This window comes from Maridesulfovibrio sp., assembly GCF_963677005.1.
Taxonomy (GTDB): Bacteria; Desulfobacterota; Desulfovibrionia; order Desulfovibrionales; family Desulfovibrionaceae; genus Maridesulfovibrio.
The window spans coordinates 2,142,186-2,164,864 of the sequence record NZ_OY781616.1 but is presented as its reverse complement, the minus strand read 5'-3'; the positions used below and the strand labels follow the sequence as shown (position 1 = coordinate 2,164,864).

General features: G+C 52.6%; 19 protein-coding genes. 16 read left to right on the top strand and 3 right to left on the bottom strand.

Going from position 1 to position 22,679, the window contains the following annotated elements; all coding sequences use genetic code 11:
• Positions 1–223: 223 nt before the first annotated feature.
• On the bottom strand, positions 224–1,912 hold the full coding sequence (locus tag ACKU4E_RS09670) for a long-chain fatty acid--CoA ligase (RefSeq protein WP_320170868.1): 1,689 nt from the start codon (positions 1,910–1,912) through the stop codon (positions 224–226).
• A 116-nt stretch (positions 1,913–2,028) separates the two neighbouring features.
• Entirely contained in the window at positions 2,029–2,670 is a 642-nt protein-coding gene (locus tag ACKU4E_RS09665) for a hypothetical protein (RefSeq protein WP_320170867.1), read from the bottom strand.
• Between the two features lie 285 nt (positions 2,671–2,955).
• On the opposite strand from ACKU4E_RS09665, the gene ACKU4E_RS09660 reads away from it, so the two are divergent.
• The 11 genes from ACKU4E_RS09660 (at position 2,956) to ACKU4E_RS09610 (ending at position 13,693) form a co-directional block, all read left to right on the top strand.
• Positions 2,956–3,912, top strand: a complete 957-nt coding sequence (locus ACKU4E_RS09660) for a chemotaxis protein (RefSeq protein WP_320170866.1) — start codon at positions 2,956–2,958, stop codon at positions 3,910–3,912.
• Positions 3,913–4,157: 245 nt separating this feature from the next.
• Positions 4,158–5,147: an NAD(P)H-dependent glycerol-3-phosphate dehydrogenase gene (locus ACKU4E_RS09655; protein ID WP_320170865.1), complete on the top strand. Its 990-nt coding sequence runs from the start codon at positions 4,158–4,160 to the stop codon at positions 5,145–5,147.
• 17 nt (positions 5,148–5,164) lie between these two features.
• Positions 5,165–5,443, top strand: a complete 279-nt coding sequence (locus ACKU4E_RS09650; protein ID WP_320170864.1) for a hypothetical protein — start codon at positions 5,165–5,167, stop codon at positions 5,441–5,443.
• 184 nt (positions 5,444–5,627) lie between these two features.
• Positions 5,628–6,113, top strand: a complete 486-nt coding sequence (locus tag ACKU4E_RS09645; RefSeq protein ID WP_320170863.1) for an Lrp/AsnC family transcriptional regulator — start codon at positions 5,628–5,630, stop codon at positions 6,111–6,113.
• A gap of 58 nt (positions 6,114–6,171) precedes the next feature.
• Entirely contained in the window at positions 6,172–7,440 is a 1,269-nt protein-coding gene (gene hemL / locus ACKU4E_RS09640; protein ID WP_320170862.1) for a glutamate-1-semialdehyde 2,1-aminomutase, read from the top strand.
• 264 nt (positions 7,441–7,704) lie between these two features.
• Entirely contained in the window at positions 7,705–8,730 is a 1,026-nt protein-coding gene (locus tag ACKU4E_RS09635; protein WP_320170861.1) for a cobalt-precorrin 5A hydrolase, read from the top strand.
• On the top strand, positions 8,625–9,464 hold the full coding sequence (cobJ, locus tag ACKU4E_RS09630) for a precorrin-3B C(17)-methyltransferase (RefSeq protein ID WP_320170860.1): 840 nt from the start codon (positions 8,625–8,627) through the stop codon (positions 9,462–9,464). The genes ACKU4E_RS09635 and cobJ overlap by 106 nt, the downstream gene beginning before the upstream one ends.
• Positions 9,465–9,605: 141 nt before the next feature.
• Positions 9,606–9,995 (top strand): cytochrome c3 family protein, encoded by a 390-nt coding sequence (locus ACKU4E_RS09625; protein WP_320170859.1) that lies wholly within the window; start codon positions 9,606–9,608, stop codon positions 9,993–9,995.
• Positions 9,996–10,067: 72 nt separating this feature from the next.
• Positions 10,068–12,509, top strand: coding sequence for a hypothetical protein (locus ACKU4E_RS09620; RefSeq protein ID WP_320170858.1), 2,442 nt, complete (start codon positions 10,068–10,070; stop codon positions 12,507–12,509).
• Positions 12,510–12,780: 271 nt separating this feature from the next.
• Positions 12,781–12,963 carry a hypothetical protein gene (locus ACKU4E_RS09615; RefSeq protein ID WP_320170857.1) on the top strand — a complete coding sequence of 61 codons (183 nt, stop codon included), beginning with the start codon at positions 12,781–12,783 and terminating at the stop codon, positions 12,961–12,963.
• Between the two features lie 4 nt (positions 12,964–12,967).
• Complete coding sequence (locus tag ACKU4E_RS09610) at positions 12,968–13,693, top strand: ubiquinone/menaquinone biosynthesis methyltransferase (RefSeq protein WP_320170856.1); 726 nt, start codon at positions 12,968–12,970, stop codon at positions 13,691–13,693.
• Positions 13,694–13,706: 13 nt separating this feature from the next.
• On the opposite strand, the gene ACKU4E_RS09605 is transcribed toward ACKU4E_RS09610, so the two are convergent.
• Positions 13,707–13,916 (bottom strand): DUF2065 domain-containing protein, encoded by a 210-nt coding sequence (locus tag ACKU4E_RS09605; RefSeq protein WP_319780921.1) that lies wholly within the window; start codon positions 13,914–13,916, stop codon positions 13,707–13,709.
• Positions 13,917–14,056: 140 nt separating this feature from the next.
• Here ACKU4E_RS09605 and ACKU4E_RS09600 point away from each other — a divergent pair, with 140 nt between their 5' ends.
• From ACKU4E_RS09600 to ACKU4E_RS09580, 5 genes are read left to right on the top strand one after another with little or no spacing between them, the layout of a single operon-like run.
• Positions 14,057–15,367 carry a nucleotide sugar dehydrogenase gene (locus ACKU4E_RS09600; RefSeq protein ID WP_320170855.1) on the top strand — a complete coding sequence of 437 codons (1,311 nt, stop codon included), beginning with the start codon at positions 14,057–14,059 and terminating at the stop codon, positions 15,365–15,367.
• Between the two features lie 3 nt (positions 15,368–15,370).
• Entirely contained in the window at positions 15,371–16,069 is a 699-nt protein-coding gene (mqnB, locus tag ACKU4E_RS09595) for a futalosine hydrolase (RefSeq protein ID WP_320170854.1), read from the top strand.
• 48 nt (positions 16,070–16,117) lie between these two features.
• Entirely contained in the window at positions 16,118–17,086 is a 969-nt protein-coding gene (locus tag ACKU4E_RS09590) for a polyprenyl synthetase family protein (protein ID WP_320170853.1), read from the top strand.
• A gap of 30 nt (positions 17,087–17,116) precedes the next feature.
• Positions 17,117–19,600 carry a diguanylate cyclase gene (locus ACKU4E_RS09585; RefSeq protein WP_320170852.1) on the top strand — a complete coding sequence of 828 codons (2,484 nt, stop codon included), beginning with the start codon at positions 17,117–17,119 and terminating at the stop codon, positions 19,598–19,600.
• Positions 19,601–19,643: 43 nt separating this feature from the next.
• Positions 19,644–22,622, top strand: coding sequence for an AIR synthase-related protein (locus ACKU4E_RS09580; RefSeq protein WP_320170851.1), 2,979 nt, complete (start codon positions 19,644–19,646; stop codon positions 22,620–22,622).
• The last annotated feature ends 57 nt before the right edge of the window (positions 22,623–22,679 follow it).

Here is a 22,679-nt window from a genome sequence, read left to right as displayed (position 1 = left end):
TGTAACTGAGCGGGATTAAAAGCTATATTTTAGAATGTGGTCAGGTGACTTTTTTCCGAATATGGTTATTGCCTTAAATCCGCAACACCTTGGATTTAGGTGGCTACTTTCAACGGAATCTCACTAAACTACAAGGGATTCCAAAGGGGATTATCACCTTTGGCTGCCAGCGGCGAAATCAGTTTATCAAAAGCGCGAAGCGCATCAAATTTACTTTTTCTGCTCAGCAGGCATTTCCCTTTTTCTTGGCCGCTTCCTCTTCGCGCAATGCCCGGCGCAGTACTTTACCCACCATGGTTTTAGGCAGCTCAGAGCGGAATTCAACCTGACGGGGCACCTTGTATCCGGCCAGCTTTTCACGGCAGTAGGCTATTATTTCTGTGCGGTCCATGGATTCGCCGTCTTTAAGTACAATGTAGACCTTGATGATTTCCCCGCGGGTTTTGTGGGGCAGACCGACAGTCACCGCCTCCCTGATTTTGGGGTGCTTGTAGAGCACTTCATCCACTTCACGCGGATAGATGTTGTAGCCGCTGGATATGATCATATCCTTTTTGCGGTCAACTATGTAAAAATATCCGTCTTCGTCCATGTAGGCGATATCGCCGGTGTACAGCCAGCCGTTGCGCAGTGTGCCGGCTGTTTCGTCCGGTTTGTTGTAGTAGCCTTTCATGACCTGCGGGCCGCGGATGATGAGTTCCCCCATCTTTCCGGGGGGCAGGGGCAGGCTTCCGACTTCCATGTCCACTATCGCGGCGTCTGTGGAAGGCAGGGGCATGCCGATGGAGCCCGGTTTCTTTGTCCCGTTAAGCGGGTTCAGATGCGTTACGGGTGAGGCTTCGGTCAACCCGAAACCTTCCACGATGGTTGCTCCGAACACTTCCTTGAACTGCCTGATCCCTTCCACCGGCATGGGAGATGACCCCGACAGACAGTATTTCACCGAGGCAACATCATATTTATCCAGTTCCTTCTGTTGCAGCAGGGAAATGTACAGGGCAGGTGCTCCTGGAAAAAGCGTAGGCTTCAGCTTGTGCATGGTCTTGAGCACGTCAAGCGGCACATATCTGGGAAAAGGGACCATGGTGGCGCCGAGTAGAGTCGGAAAGTTCAGACAGACGGTCAGCCCGTAAATATGGAAGTAAGGCAGGATTCCGAGAACTATTTCCTTATCCCTGCCCAGCATGTTGAGCATTGCATGGCACTGCTGGACATTGGCGCTCAGGTTGGCATGAGTGAGGTTGCAGCCCTTGGAGAGGCCTGTTGTTCCTCCTGTGTACTGCAGCATGGCGGTGTCTTCCGGGCGGATGTTCTGCGCGCTGTATGTATCCTTGCCCGCACGCAGGGTTTTCCAGTGAAAAACCGAGGAATCGTTATACGGGATTTTTGGGGTGTTTCTGTCTCGCAGGCATTTGATATTGTAGAGAATGTTTAGAGGAAAGGCGAGGGTGTCCGAAATTCTGGTCACAAAGTATTTACGCACCGGCAGTCTGTCGCGCAGTTTTTCCAGCTTGGGCCAGAGCAGGTCTACTGTGACCATCATCTTGGCCCCGGAGTCGTTCAACTGGTGGACAATCTCCGTTTCCATGTACAGGGGGTTGGTCATGGTCACTACGCCCCCCGCTTTTAAAATGGCCCAGTAGGTCATAATGGTCTGCGGGGTGTTGGGAAGCATCATTGCCACCCTTTCCCCGGGCTCCAGCCCGTGCTTGCGCAGATTTGCGGCCATTACTTCCACGGTCTGGCGCAGTTTTGCGTAGGTAATGGACCAGTTCTGAAATTCTATGGCCTTTCTCTTGGGCCATTTTTCTGCGGTCATATCCAGATATTCAAACAGGGGGCGAAAAACAAAATCCACGGTTTCCGATACATCGGCATCATAATGCTTGAGCCACGGGCGACTGATTTCCACTCCAAACCTTCCCTTTCTTCATATATTGAAATTTGCCCTCCATACAAGACGGGCCCCTCCCTAAAAGAAGCGCGAGTATATTTGCCTGCAGGGATTCTTGCAAGTTTGTATGTATGCTATTTGCGCGTCGGAGGAGCGAAAAGTTTCAAGACATAATCAGTCACCAGTTCTGCTGCGTTCTGACCGCATTCGTCAAAAGGACAACCGAGCGAAAATGGTACTTCAACAGGTCTCGGGGTGCCGTGATATATTACGTAGTCCCTGTCCTGCCGGACTTCCTTGATGAGTATCTGCATGGTGATGAAACAACTGTCCGGACCGCTTCTGATACGCTGTATTTCAGGGGTCCATTCATTGATGAGAACCGGGTAATCATAAAATTCAGGCCAGCCGCCGAGCGGTCCCACGGCAATGCCCACCTGCTGGGAAGCCCCTTCTGCAGCCAGTTTCGGGGAAATTGAGCCTATGCGGACCTCCACAAGATAATTAACGTCACCATCCGGTGCATAGCGGTACCCAAGTCCTTCAAGGGCTGAAATGGCTTTCTGTTCAATCGGCACGATCCCGGATTCAACTCGCTGCGGCATGCCGTTTCCTTCCAACTGGAATATTACCGCCCGGATGTTGAATGTACCGCCCGGAGTCGGGTTGAATACGGTAATCGGTGCAGCCGGTCTGGTCTGGTGTGATGAGCAGCCCCCGATAAGAATAAGAAAAACAAGAAGAACGGTTTTGAGTACACCGGAATTTTTGCGCATGCCAACCTCGGATTTATGTTGAAGATAATTAACATCGTTTGTATATGAATATAGGTTCCCAAGCAATGATGTTGTTGGTTGTCGCATGTTCAGGCTGTCCGGCTACAGCGGTACAGGGGTGGGCCTGACGGTCCCCATGGTCTGAGCATTGACACCTCCTTTAATGAATCCGCATGCCATGAATATGGTTAATGCCTTGAAAAGAAATGTCCGGCACCTTAGAATAGGTTTTGCGCGGTCTGCCGAGGAAGGTTGGCCGTGAAAGGAATAGTCTGGAGTCGCTTTATGCTGGAAAATGAAATATTACTTGATGCCGGGACAAATGAGTTTGAAATAATTGAATTTTATATTGATGAAGTTGACGGCGAAGTTGATGATCGCGACTATTTCGGTATAAACGTGGCAAAGGTGCTGGAAGTTGTGGAAGCTCCCGACGGTCTGGAAGCTGCCGAAGGCGCCCCGCATCCCAGTTATCTGGGGACAATGTCTCTGCGGGACATGATTCTGCCGGTGATCGATCTTTCCGTCTGGCTGGGAATCAGGCGCAAGCCTTCGGAGTTCGAGCTGATCGTGGTCACGGAAATCAACAACACAGTGACCGGTTTTCTGGTTTCCGGGGTCACCCAGATTCATCGCATCGGCTGGGCAGACCTGAAAACCCCCAACAAGTTCATAGCCGATATGGATTCCAACTGCATCACCGGTACGGTGGAGCTTGAGGACCGTTTCGTGCTCATGATCGATCTTGAGCGCATTCTCGGCGAGCTTGATCCGGAAATGGCCGAGAGAAGTGACGGCAGCGTCTATTCTGCACCGGAAAAATATACTGCCGTACTTGTAGATGATTCCGTTTCGGTGCGGGCGCTGCTTAACAAGAATTTCGAAGCCGCTAATTTCGATGTGCACCTGTTCAAAAACGGACTGGAAGCATGGGAAGGGCTTCAGGGTATGAACCGGGAGGCCCGGGAGCAGGGACGTACTATCGCCGATGTGGTTGACATTATCGTTTCGGACATTGAAATGCCCCAGATGGACGGTTATACGCTGACCAAGAATGTGAAGGAACATGCCGATCTTTCGGCCCTGCCGGTGATCCTTTTTTCCTCGCTTATCACCAAGGGGCTTTATCATAAGGGCGAAGCCGTAAAGGCCGACGATCAGATCACGAAACCGGAATTCAATGAACTGACCGGGCGGGCCATCACTCTGATTGAGAGGTACAGGCAGAAGAACAAGTCCTGACCGGATGGTTTCCCCCTGTCTTTTCTGGTCGGGTGAGTCCGGGGATGGCTCCTTTGTTACCCCTTCTGTTTCTTTCCAAAAGAGCCGGTTTGTTTTCGCAACCGGCCTTTTTCATTATCGATAACCAGCTTTCATTTCTGAACCGGTTGCCAAAAAAATCCACAGCGGATATCCTGCGAAGCAATTGCTTATCCGTTGCCGACTGATTGCCGGCGATTGGCCATATACATTTTCAAGGAGTAGATATGAAAGTAGCAGTTATCGGAGCCGGGGCCTGGGGAACCACCCTGGCCAATACCCTGGCCAAAAAGGGGCTGGACACTCATCTGTGGGTCAGGGAACAGGCTCTGTGCGATGAAATGAGGGAGACCGGATACAACAGCGTGTTTCTCCCTGATTTCAAGCTTTGTGAAAACCTGAAGTGTGACAGCAGGCCGGAAATTGTTCTTTCCGGGGCAAAATATATCATTCTGGTTGTTCCCAGCCAGTTTCTGCGCGATGCGCTTGGAAATCTCAAACCGTATTTTCCGCACAATCCCGCTGTTATCTGCGCCAGCAAGGGGATAGAACTGAACACCGGCGCTCCCATGTCCGAAGTGGTAGCCCAGTCGCTGGATGGTCTGGAACCCAGATACGGACATATTTCCGGTCCGACATTCGCTTACGAATTGAGCGCGGAACTTCCTACTTCCATAGTGCTCGGCTGTGAGGACGACAAACTTGCCAGAGAAGTGCAGGAGCTTTTTTCAACACATTATCTGCGGGTTTATACGAACAGGGATTACCGGGGAGTGGAACTTGGTGGGGCCATAAAGAATATTATGGCCATAGCCGCAGGCATGGCGGACGGGCTCAAGTTCGGACACAACGCCCGTGCCGCGCTCATAACCAGAGGTCTGGCCGAGATGAGCCGACTCGGAGTTGCCATGGGAGCGAAGTCTTCCACCTTCATGGGGCTTTCGGGCATGGGTGATCTCGTGCTGACCTGCACAGGGGATCTTTCCCGTAACCGGCAGGTTGGTCTCAAGCTCGGACAGGGGATGAAGCTGAGCGAAATTTTACAGATGCGCATGGTTGCGGAAGGTGTTAAGACAACCGAATCGGTGCATTTTCTGGCCCGCAAACTGGGGGTAGAACTGCCCATAACCGAGCAGGTCTATAAAATCCTTTACGAGGACAAGGACCCGGCACTGGCCGTGCGGGACCTCATGGAGCGTGATCTGACCTGCGAATAAGATCAATGGAGTTTCCGATGATAAGAATGATACTCTTGGCGGCTGTGCTGGTGGTTCTGGGCGGATGTTCATCCTGGCACAACCCGAATATTGTAGATCAGGACGAAGCAAAGAAGATTCTGGCCCGTGATACTGATTTCTGCAACCGTATGACCGGCCAGCAGGTGCCGATCAAAGCAGAGACAGACGATGCTCCGCCGGAACCGACCACTTATGAAGCGGAGTTTTCGGAAGACTACGCCTCGGCGGTTACTTTCGATCAGTGCATGCAGAAACGAGGCTGGGTCAAGGACTGATCCCGCTGCGCCTTTCTAAGCGAATTACCCGAAATGTTAAGCCCCCCGGATAATCCGGGGGGCTTTTCGATTTTTATTAGGCGGCAGGGCTTGAGGATGAACCGATATGCAGGTATCAACAGGCTGATCAGAAAACGAATATGGCTCGTATCCTTTGGGGACGGGCCGCAGTCAAGGATGGGATATGGCGAAACAATTCACCGAACTTGAACAGGATATTCTGGCCCTGGCGGGAGCAAATCTGTCCGACAGCGCCACTCCTTACGCAGATATTGCAGAGCAGGTAGGTTGCTCGGAAGAAGCTGTGCTTGAACTTTTGAGCCGCCTGAAAGAAGACCGGATAATCCGCCGCTTCGGGGCCACTCTCCGGCACCAGAAGGCCGGTTACGGAGCCAACGCCATGGTGGCCTGGCGTGTGGAAGAAGATCAGGAGCCCGAAAAGATCGGTGAGATCATGGCTTCAAGGCCGGAAATAAGCCATTGCTACCTGCGGCGGACTTATGAAGACTGGCCGTACAACCTCTATACAATGATTCACGGCAAGGGACCTGACGACTGCAAGAAAGTTGTCGGAGAACTTATCGAACAGACAGGCATAAAGGACCACTGCATTCTTCGCAGTCTCAAGGAACTTAAGAAGACTTCCATGGTCTATTTTGAAAAGAAGTAGCCGGTCCTGTCGTAAATAATCAGAACTTACTGTTTTTCACACATAAAGGAGCGATTAAATGACTTCATCATCAGAGCTTTTCGCAAAGGCGCAGGAACTGCTGCCCGGCGGCGTTAACAGCCCGGTCAGGGCCTGCAAATCGGTCGGGTGCGACCCGCTTTTCATAGAGAAGGCTGCAGGCAGCCGCATGTGGTCCGTGGATGGGCAGGAACTTATCGATTATGTAATGAGTTGGGGACCGATGATGCTCGGTCACGGCTACGCGGACATCACGGAAGCAGCCCACAGGGCTGTCGACCTCGGTGCCAGCTACGGTGCACCCTGCCCAGGCGAGGTAGTTCTCGCTGAGGAAATCATCGACATGGTTCCATCCATAGAGATGGTCCGTATGGTCAATTCCGGCACCGAAGCCACCATGAGCGCACTCAGACTCGCCCGCGGCGTTACCGGCCGTGACAAGGTCCTCAAGTTCGAGGGCTGCTATCACGGACACAGTGACTGCTTTCTCGCCAGCGCCGGTTCCGGTCTGGCCACCTTTTCCATTCCCGGAACGCCCGGTGTGCCAGAAGGTACGGTCAAGGATACCCTGCTTGCTCCCTACAACGATCTGGAAGCGGTGAAAGCCGTTTTTGAAAAGGAAGGCAAAAACATTGCCGCTGTAATCGTAGAACCCGTGGCCGGAAACATGGGTCTTGTGCTGCCTGCTGAAGGTTTTCTGCAAGGTTTGCGCGACCTTTGCGACGAATTCGGGACCCTGCTCATTTTCGATGAGGTTATCGCCGGTTTCAGAGTCGCTTCCGGAGGAGCAGGTGCTCGTTTCGGCATAGAAGCCGATTTGACCACTCTGGGCAAGATCATCGGCGGCGGTTTTCCTGTAGGCTGCTACGGTGGCAAAAAGAAATACATGAGCCGCATTTCTCCTTGCGGTGATGTCTATCAGGCCGGGACTCTTTCCGGCAACCCTGTGGCCATGGCCGCCGGAATAGCCACCCTGAGGGCGCTTAAGAAGCAGGATTACGATGGACTGGAAGCCCGCACCCTCAAGCTTGCCAAGGACATGAAGGCCGCGCTTGAAAGCAACGGATTCAAGGTGACCCTGAACCACATTGCGTCCATCTTCACCCTGTTCTTTACCGATCAGCCGGTAACCGATTTCGAATCCGCCAAGACCGGCGATGCCGAAATCTATTCCGCTTTCTACCGCCACATGCGCGAAAACGGGATCAACCTTGCCCCCTCCAGCTTTGAATGCACCTTCACATCCTTCGCTCACAGCGAAGCTGATTACGAAGCCACACTGGAAGCTGTCAGGAGCTTCAAGGGCTAGGTCTGGATACTTTAGCCTCCGGCTGCCTTAAACTCTTTTGCAAATATGGTTATTGCCTTTGCTCCGCAAAACTTTTGATCAAAGTAGTTGCCTCTTAAGGTAACAAGTTTAAACTACTAGGGTTTCCAAAGGGGATTATCCCCTTTGGCCGCCGGCGGCAAAATCGAATAATCAAAAGCGCGAAGCGCATCATATTCATATAATAAAGCCAAGCGGGGGGAGGTTATTCCTCCCGCTTTTTTATTTAATCCCGGAGTAACACGTATGGATACAGCCGTTTATGCTCTGACTGCGACCGGGGCCGTGCAGGCGAGAGAGCTTGCCTCCGGGATCGGGGCGCAATGTTTTGTGCTGGAGCGGTATGCTGCCGGGCAAGATGTTCCGTTCCGGTCACTTGGGGATTTGGTCGCCGGGACTTTTTCCGCTTACCGGGCGCACGTTTTTGTTGCGGCAACCGGTATTGTCGTGCGGGTCATAGCTCCTTTGCTGAGGAGCAAGGCTGCCGATCCTGCGGTTGTTGTGGTCGATCAGAACGGACGGTTTGCGATAAGCCTTGTTTCCGGTCACCTCGGCGGGGCCAACGAACTGGCCCGGCTGGTCGGGGAGAAGATCGGGGCAACTCCGGTGATAACCACAGCTACCGATTGCGCCGGGACGGTATCCATTGATCTGCTGGCTGTTGACAACGGTCTGGCCATAACCGATACCGGCCCGATCAGGCACGTAAACGCCGCGCTGCTGGACGGAGAACGTGTAGCGCTCTGCGATCCGGGAGGATTTCTTGACCTGTCCGGTGTTGAGGACCGCTTTTACAATGTAGAGGACATTGCGGAACTTGGTGAAAAGCGTTGCGGAGTGCTGGTGGACTGGCATGCGCACAGCCTGCCGGACACCGTGCTTGCCCTGTATCCCCGCTGTCTGTCTGTGGGGGTGGGCTGCAGAAGGGGGACTCCTTCTGCTGAAATTCTGGAACTGGTAGGCAAGGTCTTTGCTGAAAACGGCATTGCGCGTGAATCCGTGTTTTGCATGAGTTCCATAGAAGCTAAAGCGGACGAACCGGGACTGATCGAAGCTGCCGGTTCTCTGGGGCTGGAATTGAAATTTTACAGTGCTGAGGAACTTGGAGAAATAACTGTCGCCAACCCTTCGGGGATGGTAATGAAACATATGGGAGTAAACGGAGTATGCGAAGCGGCGGCAATGAAAACGGCGGGTGCAACGGAGTTGCTGGTTCCCAAAACCAAAAGTGCGCGGGTGACGGTGGCCGTTGCGCTGGCCGTATCAGGGTAATCGGACTGGGACCGGGTGACGAGTGCCTGCTGGCGCCACTTGCGGCGGAAGCTATCGCCGGGGCTGACGCGGTTGTAGGCTACACGGCTTATGTCCGGTTGATTCCCGAGGAACTGCTTGAAGGTAAAGAGGTTCTTTCCACCGGTATGACGGCAGAGGTCGAACGCTGCCGCAGGGCGGTTGACGAAGCTGTTTCCGGACGTGATGTAGTGGTTGTCTGCAGCGGAGATCCCGGAATTTATGCCATGTCCGGGCTTGTTCTGGAGATTCTTGAAGCAGACAGGCTTATCGATAAAGTCCGGTTTGAAGTTGTACCGGGCATACCCGCATTCGCCGCTGCGTCGGCCTTGCTGGGCGCTCCGCTTATGCACGACTTCGCTTCGGTGAGTCTGAGCGATTTGCTCACTCCGTGGGAAAAGATAGAAAAGCGTCTTGAAGCCGCGTCCGGAGCTGATTTTGTTATTGCCATATATAACCCCCGCTCAAAAAAAAGGGCCGGGCATCTTGCCGAGGCAGTCGCTATTGTCCGGCGGCACCGCAGGGGAGATACTCCTGTCGGAATAGTCAACAGAGCGTACAGGGAAGGGCAGCGGGTTGCGGTATGCACTCTCGATACACTGAATGAGGATGATGTGGATATGCAAACTGTCCTGATAATTGGCAATTCATCAACCCGAAAAACAGGCGACTTCATGCTGACCCCGAGGGGGTACGCAGAGAAGTATAATCTTTGATGTCACTCGGTATAAGTGCCTGATACCGCTAAATTTTAATAATCCATTTTTTTCAGGCATGCTTGACATGGTTTTTTATCTAAATTAAATCCACAAGAAGACTGTAATTAGGTTAACGTTTTTTTTAAGGAGGAACTGAGGATGAAAAAGACCCTGCTTGTTTGTCTCATGGCAGCTGCTCTGGTATGCGTATTCGCTCTTCCCAGCCTGTACGCTGTTGACGCTCCCGGTGACATGGTTCTGAAAGCTCCTGCTGGCATTGACAGCAAAAAAGCTCCTGTTGCCTTTTCTCACAAAGGACATGCCGCCATTGAATGCACCAAGTGTCACCACACTTGGGACGGAAAAAGCGAAGTGAAGAAATGTGATTCTGAAAAGTGTCACGTTAAGCCCGGTAAGAAAGATAAAACTTCTTTCTACAACGCTTTCCACAAGACTGACCGCAGCTGCATGGGTTGCCACAAGGCAATGAAGAAAGCCGGCTCAAAGACCGGTCCTACCAGCTGTACCAAGTGTCACCCCAAAAAATAAGTATTATTGATGTTTGGATGGAAGGGGGGCTGTACGGCCCCCTTTTTTTAAATTTTTAAGGAAGGGTAGCCTATGTCCCCGGATTCCCCGGAAAAAAAAGGTAAGGAAGAGGTTATCGACCTCGCTGATGTTGCTGAAGAGCTTGGCGGCGGTCCTGAGACTGATGATCTCGACGCAAGCTTTGAACAGGAGCTTGAAGACCTTTTTTCTGAAGACCTGGAACTTGAGGAGCCGGAAATGTTGTCCGAAGACGATTCGGAAGACCTGCTGGTTCTTGATGACGTTGTCGAGGGCGAGGATGAAGACCTGCTCGTGCTGGACGATGTGGTAGAAGAAGATTCCGGTGAAGATCTGCTGCTTCTTGATGATGTGGTGGAAGACGCGGACGATGAAGACCTGCTGGTCCTGGACGATGTCGTTGAAAGTACGGACGATGAAGATCTGCTGGTACTTGACGATGTGGTTGACGGGGATGACGAGGCCCTCCTTTTAGATGAAGTTGTTGCCGATTCAGCGGAGGAAGATGATTCCGAAGTTCTGGAACTTGATGATTTGCTGGATGACGATATTGAAGTCTCCGGTGATATTCCTGATGACGGTGATGATGTTCTTGATCTCGGCGAATTGGCCGAGGATATTTCCGAGGAGGTTGATGAAGGGCTTGAACCTGAATCTGCCGCCTCTTCTGATGAGCCTGATGATGATCTTGATTTCGACCTCGGAGAAGAAGGGCTGCTTGCCCCGGCCGAAGATGAATCCTTTGAGATGGATGCGGAAGGGCTTGATGATTTGATAGACGGTCTCGGCGGTGACGCTACTGTTCCTGCTGACGAAGAAGATATTGAAGACCTGTTCGACGGGGATACCGATGTCAAAGACATCGAAGGTCTGCTTGATGAGTCCTCGGACGATGATGCGGATGACCTGGACGCGCTTCTGGGCACAGTGGAAGATGAAGTTGATATTCTTGATATGGGTGAGGACGTGCTCGCTGATGAGGATATTGAAGGACTCCTTGGTGAAGAGCAGGAAGAAATAGAGCTCACCGAGGAAGGACTTGAACCTCTTGGCGACGCAGGTGAAGACATTCTGGAAATTGAACCTGTCTCTGCTGCGGAAGCGGAAGAGCCGGAAGAATCCGAACCTGTTGAGCCCGCAGAAGCTGTAGAGGTTGAACCCGCAGATATTTTCGAAGCGGAGTCCGCTGAAGTTGTCGAAGACGATGTTGAGGAGCCTGCTGCCGAATCGGCTGCCGTTCCTGAAGTTGATCTTGTGGATTTTGCCGGAGACCTTGAGCTGGTTGCAGATGAGGATCTCGGACTGGATGACGATGACATCGACCTTGGCGAACTGCTTGAGGATGCCGAAATAGATTTTTCCGAATTTGATACCGAAGAAGTTGACGAAGAAGACGATGAAGAGTCTCCCTGCCCGGCGGAAATGAATGATGTTGTCATCAACTCCGCCCGTATTGAGGAGCTTGTGGATCGGCTTGACCTGCTCGAATCAAAAATGCCGGACGATGATTGCTCTGAACAGGCCCAGTCTGTTTCCTATCTTGGTGAGCGGGCTGCGGCTGCCGCAAAGCGGGCCGAGAGCCTTGAAATTTCTCTGGCAGAGGCAACGGAGCGTATCGCCACACTGGAAGAGGCTCTTGAAGCTGCCTCCGAAAGGGTTGCACAGCTCTCCTCGCTTGAGTCTTCGGTCACTGCCCTGACTGAAAACCTTCAGACCCTGGAGGAACGTCTCGGGCAGGGGGTTGATGTTGATTCCGCAGTGAGCCAGAAGCTGAGTGAAGCACTGAAGCCGGATTCCGCAGCGGTTGTTGCTGTTGCAGCAATTGCCGCGGATGATGTTCAGGAGCGTGTGACCGAACAGATTCAGGTCGGTTTGCGCGAAATTCAGGCTGATTCCGAGGATCGCGCAGCTGTGCTGGATGGTAAACTGGGAGTCGTCTCGGTTCTTGAATCCCGTATGGATTCAATTGAGGGTAAAGTGAGCGAAATTCCCGATCCGGAAGAACGCCTTTCCGCTCTGGAAGGTCGCCTTGATGAAGCGCCTGATTATGAGTCCCGGTTTGAAGCTTTTGAGGACAGCCTGAAGCAACTGCCCGATCACGGTCCCCGTGTGGACGCTCTGGAGTCCCGGATGGAAGCTATGCCCGATCATACCTCCCGGATTGACTCAGCAGAAGAAAGGGTTGCCGCTGTAGAAGAAAAGCTGGCTGCTGCACCTGATATAGAAGAGGTTGTGGCCCGTGCGCTGGAAAAGGAACTTGATCCTGATTCTCCGGCATTCTACCGCATTAAAGGCAGACTCACCGAGGACATTGAGGACTATCTCGCTCCCAGACTGGTAGAAAAGATCGCTGAGATGAAAAGTGAGATAGAAGAGGAATTCAAATCGACGATAGACGAAGTTCTTGTTGAAAAGCTTGAAAGGGCTGTACCGGCCGAGGCCGCGCGTATCATCCGTGAAGAGATAGCTGCGCTGGCCCGGGAACTGGATGAATAGCCGTAAGTTATACATACTTTGATCCAGATGGTCGGTCCGCCGGAGTTTTGTTTCGGCGGACCGATTTGATTTGTAAATGACACTGTCGGTGGGATATAATTTTCAGCCGAGAAGCGGGTCGACTATTTGGAGGTCTCATGCTAAAGAGCCTCACAAAAGAAGGGTGCTTTACTGGTTTCTTTCTTTTTACCCGCCCGGCGCCCTACCTGTGGAGGTCGTGGCCATTTCCCACCGGGCGGGGTTTTTCCCGCCAACGCAAGGATAGTATATTATGGATAAAATTGAGAAGCAGGCTTTGCAGGTCACCAAGGAAATAGTAGTCAAATTCATTGAAGTGGGACGTATTTCCCCGAGCAATTTCTCGGAAAATTTCAGCTCCATATACGCAGATGTCGTCGCGGCTGTAAGGGAGCAGCAGGCAGTCCTTTCCGAGAGCGGAAACAAGGATTCGTAGATAAATGGCCGATTCATCCCATCAGGAACATGGCAGAAAGGTTGCCGCCATGTTCGGCCGCATTGCCGGCTGGTACGATTTTCTGAACCATTTTCTGAGTGCCGGGCAGGATATTTACTGGCGCTACAGACTTGTGAAACTGGTTCGCCCCCGCAAAGACGGGCTGGTCCTCGACCTTGCTGCCGGAACTCTTGATGTGTCTGTAGAACTGATTCGACAGCATCCGGAACTTAAGGTCCTGGCAATGGACTTCGCTTTTCCCATGCTCGCGTGCGGCAAGAACAAGAAGCTTACCGGAAAGCATGCCGCCAGAGGCGGTCACATTGCTCCCGTGCAGGCCGACGGCAAAAAACTGCCGCTGCCGGACTGCTGCCTTGACGGCGCCACCATTGCTTTCGGCATCCGCAACATACTGCCCCGTGAAGATGCCTACAGCGAGATCCTGCGGACGCTTAAACCGGGTGCCAGATTCTGTATCCTTGAGTTCGGTTCCGGCAGTAAGCGCATCTGGAAGGGTGTATACAATTTTTATTTGAACAGGGTCCTTCCGCTGCTTGGGAAGGTTGTGTCCGGAGATTCCGGAGCGTATTCGTATCTGGCGGACACCATACGGGCTTTTCCTGAAGAGAGAGCTCTTGGTGAAGAATTACGCCGGGCAGGGTTTGACCGGGTCATGTTCATCCCGTTGTTGTCCGGGATTGTCTATATCCATGTGGCTGAGAAGAGCTAGCAGCCGGACCTGTTCACAGGTCTGAAAGAGATTGGCCGAAAGATATGAGAAGCAGCCCGAAAATCATTGCTATCAGTCCGAGAATGCGCAACTGCCTCGGTCCTCTTTCTATAATTGAGATCAGGATTCTGGGCATGCGCTCAGAAAACACGAAGTAGGGAATCCCTTCGATAATGAAGGCCAGACCTAGGGCTGAAAGAAGAAAGGACCAGTCGATATGCATAATAGGTGCGTTGTATATGGGCCGGAAGATTCTGTCCACCCCCGAGGGCGTAAGTAGGCTTATTAAATTTTTCTCTCCTGCATTATTTACAGGAAAATCCGGAGAATCCGGAAAGTTAAAAACATAAGGATATAATGTTTATGATTAAATTCGAAGATATCAAAGACAGGAAAGTCAGTATTGGCGTGGTGGGCCTGGGATACGTGGGCCTGCCTCTGGCCGTTGCCCTGGGACGTCATTTCAAAGTCATGGGCGTTGATATTTCCGAGCAGAGAGTAAAGGAACTGCGCACCGGGTACGACCGTACAAATGAAGTTCTGGAAACAGATTTCCACAACTATGTCGAATTCAGCAGCGACCCTTCCGTTCTCAAAGATTGCGGGGTGATTATTGTCGCTGTGCCTACCCCGATTGACGAAGCCCGTAATCCGGACCTCAAGCCGGTTGTAGGCGCAACCGCCATGGTCGGCGAAAATATGTCCGCCGGGAGCGTTGTTGTTTATGAATCAACCGTTTATCCCGGTCTTACCGAAGACATCTGCGTTCCCCTGCTGGAAGAGAAATCCGGCATGAAATACGGTGATGATTTCGGTGTGGGCTATTCGCCGGAACGCATCAACCCCGGTGACCGCAAACATACCCTGCAGACCATTGTTAAGGTTGTTTCCGGGAATACTGAGGAAGTTGCAGAGCTTCTGGACAAATTGTACTCCACAGTCGTTACCGCCGGAACGCACCGTGCTTCCTGCATAAAGGTTGCCGAAGCTGCCAAGGTGATTGAAAACACTCAGCGAGACCTGAACATAGCGCTCATGAATGAGCTGTCCATGATCTTCGACCGCATGGGCATAGACACTCTGGATGTTCTCGAAGCTGCCGGAACCAAATGGAATTTCCTTCCGTTTCGTCCGGGTCTTGTAGGCGGGCACTGCATCGGTGTAGACCCCTATTACCTGACCACCAAGGCCGAATCCATCGGCTATCATCCCCAGGTCATACTGGCCGGGCGCAAGATCAACGACTCAGTCGGCAAGTTCATCGCCGATACCACGGTCAAACAGATGATCAACGGTGACAGCAGAGTCAAAAATGCCCGCGTAGGGGTTCTCGGACTCACTTTCAAGGAAAATGTGCCTGACCTGCGCAACACCAAGGTGGTTGATGTTGTCAGCGAACTTGAATCCTTCGGGGTCAACGTGCTGGTGCACGATGCTTATGCCGATCCGGAAGAAGCTGTGGAGGAATACGGGCTCAAGACCGTCCCGTTTGAAGAATTTCATGATCTTGAAGCAGTTATTCTGGCTGTTTCCCATGATGAGTACCGCAGCATTTCACTTGATGAAATCAAAAGCTGGTTCAGTCGTCCCGATGATGCGTTGATCATTGATGTAAAATGTTTCTTCGAGCGCAATGAACTGGAAGAGGCCGGTATCCGGTACTGGAGACTCTAAGATTTGAACCCGATTCTTTTTGTCACCGCAACGGTTCGGGAAATGAAATCCGCACTTGGTGGATTTGTGAAACTCCCGGCGCTTGAACAGGGTGAAACAGTTCCTGTTGAACTGGGAGGACGTCCCGGACTGCTGCTGGTGACCGGAATCGGTATAATCAATGCTGCATTTGCTTTGGGAAAGGCTTTGGCTGTGCATGACCCGGGTCTTGTCATGCTGGCCGGGATAGCCGGAACATTTAATCCGGAGAGCTTTTCCATAGGGTCTGCCGGTCTGGTCCGGACCGAAATATGGCCCGAATACGGGCTGAAAACCGGCGATACGGTTGATCCTGAAAGTCTGGGATTCAGCCTGGGTGTTGTTGAAGGCAGCCCCGTTTGGGACCGCGTAGATCTGGTTTCCGGTAAAAGTCTTGCTAATTCAGGACTTGACCGATTGGCAAAACTGCCCGAAGCTATATCACTTACAGTGAGCGGAGTTACCGCTACTGCCGCTGCCGCTGCCCGGTTCCGGTCGGTGTATGCGGCAGATTTGGAGAATATGGAAGGTTTTGCGGTCGCATACGCCTGCGCCACTGCCGGTGTTGAGATGTGCGAGTTGCGGACCGTTTCTAACATTGTCGGATCAAGGGAAAGCGGAGACTGGGATCTGCGCGGGGCTCTGGCCGGACTCGGCCGAATCTGCTCCGGGGTTTTCAGTTGACCATTTACTTTCGCCTGACCCTGCATAACCGGGATAATTCATAAGCGGATGACTGAGTTATTAGCCTATTTTGAGAAAGAGTTGCCTCGCATCAACGGTTTCATCAATGAAGAAACCGATAAACTGGAGGGCTTGGTGAAGGGAGTCGCAAGACACGTTCTCCTTGCTCCGGGCAAGCGTATTCGTCCGGTGCTCACCCTGCTTACGGCGAGGGGACTGGGGTATGCGAAAGACGACATTTATCCGCTGGCCTGTTCCCTTGAACTGCTCCATGCGGCCACACTGCTGCACGATGATATTCTTGATGATGCCGATTTGCGCAGAGGTGTAAAAGCTTCCCATCTTGTCTTCGGCACAACCGAGACAATCCTTGCCGGTGATGTCCTTCTGGCTCTGGCCAACAGGATCGGTGCCGGTTACGGAAAATCGCGTATCAGCTACATAATGGCTGACGGCATAATGGCCACTGCTGAAGGTGAGATTCGGGAAATCGCCCATATTTCCGAGCCGATGGTCAACAGGGATACCTACATGGATATCATCATAGGCAAGACCGCCCGGCTTATCGAGACCTCCTGCCGCATGGGTGCCGCTCTCGCCTGCGATGATCTGGCGGTGGAGGACTCGGTCGGAAATTTCGGTCTGAACATGGGCATTGCATTCCAGCTCGTGGATGATGCCATAGACTACGAATCTCCCTCCGATGATACCGGTAAGCCGGAAGGCGGGGACCTGAAAGAAGGCAAAGTCACTTTACCTTTGATTCTTTACCTTGAGATGTTACAAGATGATCAGGCGGAAGAACTTCTTGCCGCGATAAAGAGTCGCACCCTATCTGATGAAAAAAGGGATTTTCTGCTCGCGGAAATAAGAAAGCATGATTTCGGGGCCAGAACACGGCAGTATGCTGCAGACTATATTGAGAAGGCCAAGAAATGTCTCGAACCGCTTCCCGACAGCGCTGAATGTCGGGTACTCAAGCAGGCCGCCGATTTTGTGTTGACCCGCAGCAAATAGGTGGAGTGTAAGTATAAGGAGCAGCTGTCGATGAGTCTGGAAGAAATCCTTGAATCACCGAGGCTTATGATGAAGCTCAGTTTTCCCCCGGTAATGCTCCAACTTATGGAGGAAGCATGCAGGGCGGAACCGGACTTTGACGTGCTGGGCAAAATCATCAGCATGGACCCTGCCCTTTCAACCACTATTCTCACTCTGGTCAATTCTCCTTTTTACGGTCTTTCGCAGGAAATTTCGGATATAAAGAGGGCCGCAATTGTTCTCGGGACCCGTGAACTGCTGAATCTGGCGGTTACCATAACCTATCAGAAGCACATCAGCGGAAACGCCGGAGACAGCGATTATAATGTTTTCAGCGACTGGCTGCTGACCGTGTGGGGAGCTATTGCCGCCCAGCTCATAGCTTCCAGGATATGCCCGGATCAGGCGGACAAGGTGTACCTGTGCTGCCTGCTCAAGGATATTTCGCTGCTTTTTCTGCGGTGCGCTTCACCACAGACTCTGCCCTACCAAACCGACATGAATTCAGTGGCCCGTTCATATCCCGCCCAGGATGAAGAAGAAAGAAAAGCATGGGGGATTAACCACGGTGAAGTGAGCAGTATGCTGCTTGATCGCTGGAAGATGAAGACTCTGGATTGTCCTTCGCTGCCCAACCATCATGCCATTGATGAACTTGATTCTTTCGACCTGCCCACTCAGGCTGTGATTCTTGCCACCCGCTGGGCCGAGATGGAATTGGGCAACGGCGCGTCTCCGTTCAATGTCCTTCAGTTCGAAATTCTGCTCCAGAATACACTTGGAATGGAAGAGGATACGATAGAGGATTTTCGTTCCGTCTGCCGCACCAAGTTTCAGTCCATGCTGAGTACCCTTGGAATGGGCGATGATGCTGATGAAACAAATTTTTACAGCCATTCCATAAAAAGTCTTCAGTCAAATTATTTCATGAGCCTGGAACTGCTCACCGCCGAGGGCGGCGTTAAGTCCATAGCCAGGATTATAGCCCGCCATGTGAAGCTTAACTGGGATATTTCGGAATGGGAACTTGCCCTGAAATCTCCGCACACGGACTCCTATACGCTGTACACATCATCCGCCGACGGTGTGCATAAGGGAGAAGGAGGGCTGTCTGTCGAGGAACTGCCCACAGGAAAGAAAGGCGGCAGCATAGACATCTCCAGTCATACATCCCTGTTCGGCAGGTTTGTCTGCTCTGTGGGGAACCTTACGCCTGATGAAATAAAGGATCTTGGGCTGTACTTCCGTTTTATCGGGCAGGCATACGAGCATTATTGCGCCAAGCAGCATCTTATAGAAGACCGCGCCAGAACACTGAACAATCTGCCGCTTGGAATTGCCACGCTGGATATGAACGGAAAACTTTTCGATATGAACGAGGAGATGGCACGTTTCCTAGGCGGAGCAACCGCATCCGGAGAGAAATTTTTCAGTGAACTGTTCAAGACCGGGCTGGGTATAGGTCTGGGCAGGGGATGGACGGATTTTCTTGAATCCGAAGATCACCAGTCATTCAGCAAAATCATGTGTGTAAGCCTTCGCACGGGCGGGATACCCCGCGATGCCTGTATGTATGTTTCCGCTTATCGCCAGACCAGGGGCGATGAAAGAATGATTTCAGTGGTCATGGAAAATGTCAGGGAGGTTTCCGAGAGTCAGGTCCTGGCGCTGAAGCAGCGTGATTTTCTGGAGAGCCTGGTTGATTCCATGCGTGACGTAGTGCTTACGGTTGACCGGCGCGGAAACATTAATTATGCCTCGGCTCGTTTTTCAAAGATTTTTCTGGGGCGCAATATTTTTGACATTGCGACTCCTGTCGAAACATTTACCGGTCGTTGGAGTCCGGAGATTTTCGATCAGAAGAGATCGGTGCTGGAAGTGCTTCTGAAACGAACCGATACTGCTGGACGTCCGTTTGAGCTGGTCATCAGCCGGTTGGCAGGTCCGGGAGAAAGGCTCCTTATCGTGGCCAGGGATCTGACGCATATCCGCAGACTTGAGGATAAACTGAAGCGTCAGGCCATTTTTGACGGGCTTACTGATCTATTCAACCACACACAGTTCAATACCCTGCTGGCCCGTGAAATCACCCGCAGCTTCCGTACCGGGCGTCCTGTCGGACTGCTCTTTTTCGATCTGGACGGATTCAAGGCCGTTAACGATACGAAAGGGCATCAGGCCGGAGATGACGTGTTGCGTAAGGTGGCCGATGTACTCAAGTCCGAACTCAGGTCCGGGATGGATTTTCCATGCCGTTACGGCGGAGACGAATTCGGTGTTATTGTCACCGAGGTCCGTGCGGAGGCGTTGGAAAAGATCGGCAACCGGATCAGGCTGCGGGTGGAAAAAGGTTGTTCGGGCATGGTCACCATCAGCGGCGGTATGACCGTCATCAGGGATGGAGATACACCCGACCTTATGCTCAACCGGGCGGATACGGCCACTTACAGGGCCAAGGAATCCGGTGGAAATACGTTGGTCTGGGCCGAATAAGGCCTTTACCTTGTCTTTTTTTAACATAATTAAGGAGATAGCCATGCTCTGGCGTGTCGAGGTCGCACTCAAGGACCATGTCCGTGATGTTCACGGCCATAAAGTTTCCAACAAAATCAAAGAAGAACTCGGAATAGAAGCCGGGGAAGTCCGGACCATCAAGGTATATACTGTAGAAGGTCTTGAAAAAGACGAAATTGAAAAAGTGCTCCAGCTCGGCGTACTGCATGACCCTGTCCTGCATACCCCGTCCCTTGAGCCGCTTGCGGACAATTTCGCCTGGAACCTTGAGGTCGGCTTCCGTCCCGGTGTTACGGACAACGAGGGACGTACTGCAAGGGAATCTCTGGTGCTGGTGGTAAAACCGGACGATCCGTCAAAGGTCAAGGTCTATACCTCCACCCAGTATCTGTTCTCCAAGGATCTCGGTCTGGACACAGTTTCCAGTATTGCTCGGGATCTGCTGGCCAACGAACTTATCCAGCGTTACGAAATCCGCTCCTCCGAGGAATGGGTCAAGTCGCCCGGATTCGAAGCCAAGGCAGCACGCGTTACCGGAAAAGCCAGTGACGAAGTTGCAGTAATCGACATCGCGGCCATGTCCGATGCCGAGATGGTTGCTTTCAGCCGTGACAATACTCTGGCTCTGAGCCTTGAAGAGTTTCACCGCATCCGCGATTACTATGCCGATCCCGATGTCATCAGTGAACGTGAAGCCATGGGGCTTACCTCCAAGCCGACAGATGCCGAGCTTGAAGCCCTTGCACAGACCTGGTCCGAGCACTGCAAACACAAGATTTTCAGTTCCCGCATATCTTACGAAAACAGGGAAACAGGGGTGTCCTCCACAGTGGACAGCCTCTACAAGACCTGCATCATGAAAACCACCAGCGAAATCCGTGCGGAAAAGGGCGAAGACGATTTCTGCCTTTCCGTGTTCAAGGACAACGCCGGTGTTATTAAATTCAATGACAAGCTCAATGTCTGCGTGAAGATGGAAACCCACAACAGCCCGTCTGCACTCGACCCTTACGGCGGAGCTCTTACCGGAATCGTAGGTGTTAACCGCGACCCCATGGGAACAGGACTCGGCGCAAACCTGCTCTGCAACACCGATGTCTTCTGCTTTGCCTCGCCCTTCCACGAAGGGGAACTTCCCCCGCGCCTGCTGCATCCGCGCAGGGTGTTTGAAGGCGTGCGTGAAGGCGTAGAGCACGGCGGCAACAAGTCCGGTATCCCCACCGTCAACGGGTCCATTGTCTTTGATGAAAGATATCTCGGCAAACCCCTTGTTTACTGCGGAACCGTAGGCACAATGCCGATAGAAGCCGCAGGGCGTCTCAGCCACCAGAAAAAGGCTTTGGCCGGTGACTACATAGTCATGACCGGCGGACGCATCGGCAAGGACGGCATTCACGGTGCAACCTTCTCTTCCGAAGAACTGCATGAAGGTTCGCCTGCCACCGCAGTACAGATCGGCGACCCCATCACCCAGCGCAAGATGTACGACTGCCTCATGCGTGCCCGCGATATGGGGCTCTACAACGCCATCACTGACAACGGAGCCGGAGGACTTTCCTCATCCGTCGGTGAAATGGCCGAGGACAGCGGCGGCTGTGATCTTGATCTGGCCAAGGCCCCGCTCAAGTACGACGGCCTCAACCCCTGGGAAATACTTGTTTCCGAAGCCCAGGAACGCATGACACTGGCTGTTCCGCCCGAAAAGCTGGACGAATTCATGGCCCTGGCAGCGGAAATGGACGTGGAAGCAACCGTGCTCGGAACCTATACCGACAGCGGACTTTACAACATCACCTACGGCAACAAGCCCGTTGCGTGTATCCGTATGGATTTTCTGCATGACGGTGTGCCCCAGATGAACCTCAAGGCTGTCTGGGAACGTCCGGAAATTGAACTCAGCGGCGAGCCCGAAGTCGCAGACCATACCGCACTGCTCAAGGACATGCTCGGAAGGCTCAACATCTGCAGCAAGGAATACGTTATCCGCCAGTACGACCATGAGGTTCAGGGCAGGAGCGTAGTCAAGCCGCTGGTGGGAGAAAAAGAAGACGGTCCCGCCGATGCAGGGGTTATGCGTCCTGATTTCGATTCCGACAAGGGACTCGTTGTTTCCCACGGTATCTGCCCCAAGTTCTCCGATCTGGACACCTACTGGATGATGGCCAACGCCATTGACGAAGCTATCCGCAACGCGGTTGCCGTTGGAGGTGACATCACCCACATGGCCGGTGTGGACAACTTCTGCTGGTGCGATCCGGTCCAGTCCGAATCCACTCCTGACGGGCATTACAAGCTGGCGCAGCTTGTGCGCGCCAACCAGGCTCTTTCCCACTTCTGCCGTGCCTTCGGTGTGCCCTGCATTTCCGGCAAGGACTCCATGAAGAACGATTACAAAGGCGGAGGGGTCAAGATTTCCATTCCTCCCACCGTACTCTTCTCCGCAGTGGGAATCGTGCCGGACATCAATAAATGCGTAACTTCAGATTTCAAGAAACCCGGAGAATTCATTTACATTCTCGGTATGACCCGCAACGAAATGGGCGGTTCCGAAATCGCATCGCAGCTCGGTTTCAGCCACGACAAAGTGCCTCATGTTGAAGCCCTTACCGCCAAAACCCGTTATATCACCCTCGGCAAGGCCATGGATAGCGGACTTGTTTCCGCCTGCCACGACCTTTCCGACGGCGGACTCGGCGTAGCCCTTGCCGAAATGTCCATCGGCGGTCGCATAGGCTGCGAAGTGGACCTGCGGTCCGTGCCTGCGGAATACGGAATGTCCACCCTCGGAGTGCTCTACAGCGAATCGGCCAGCCGTTTTGCCGTAACCGTGGCACCCGAAAATGCAAGCAGGTTCGAAGAACTCTTTGCCGGACAGATCTGCAAACGCATAGGCATGACCACCGGTCTCGATTCTCTGGGCTTCTCCGAAGGATCACAGGGCGTTGTTCGCAGCAAGATCGACGATCTGGCCCGTGCGTTCAAGGCTACCTTGGATTGGTAAATTATATGAGAGGCAGGATTTGGTGCGCTTCGCGCTATTGATAATTTGATTTTGCCT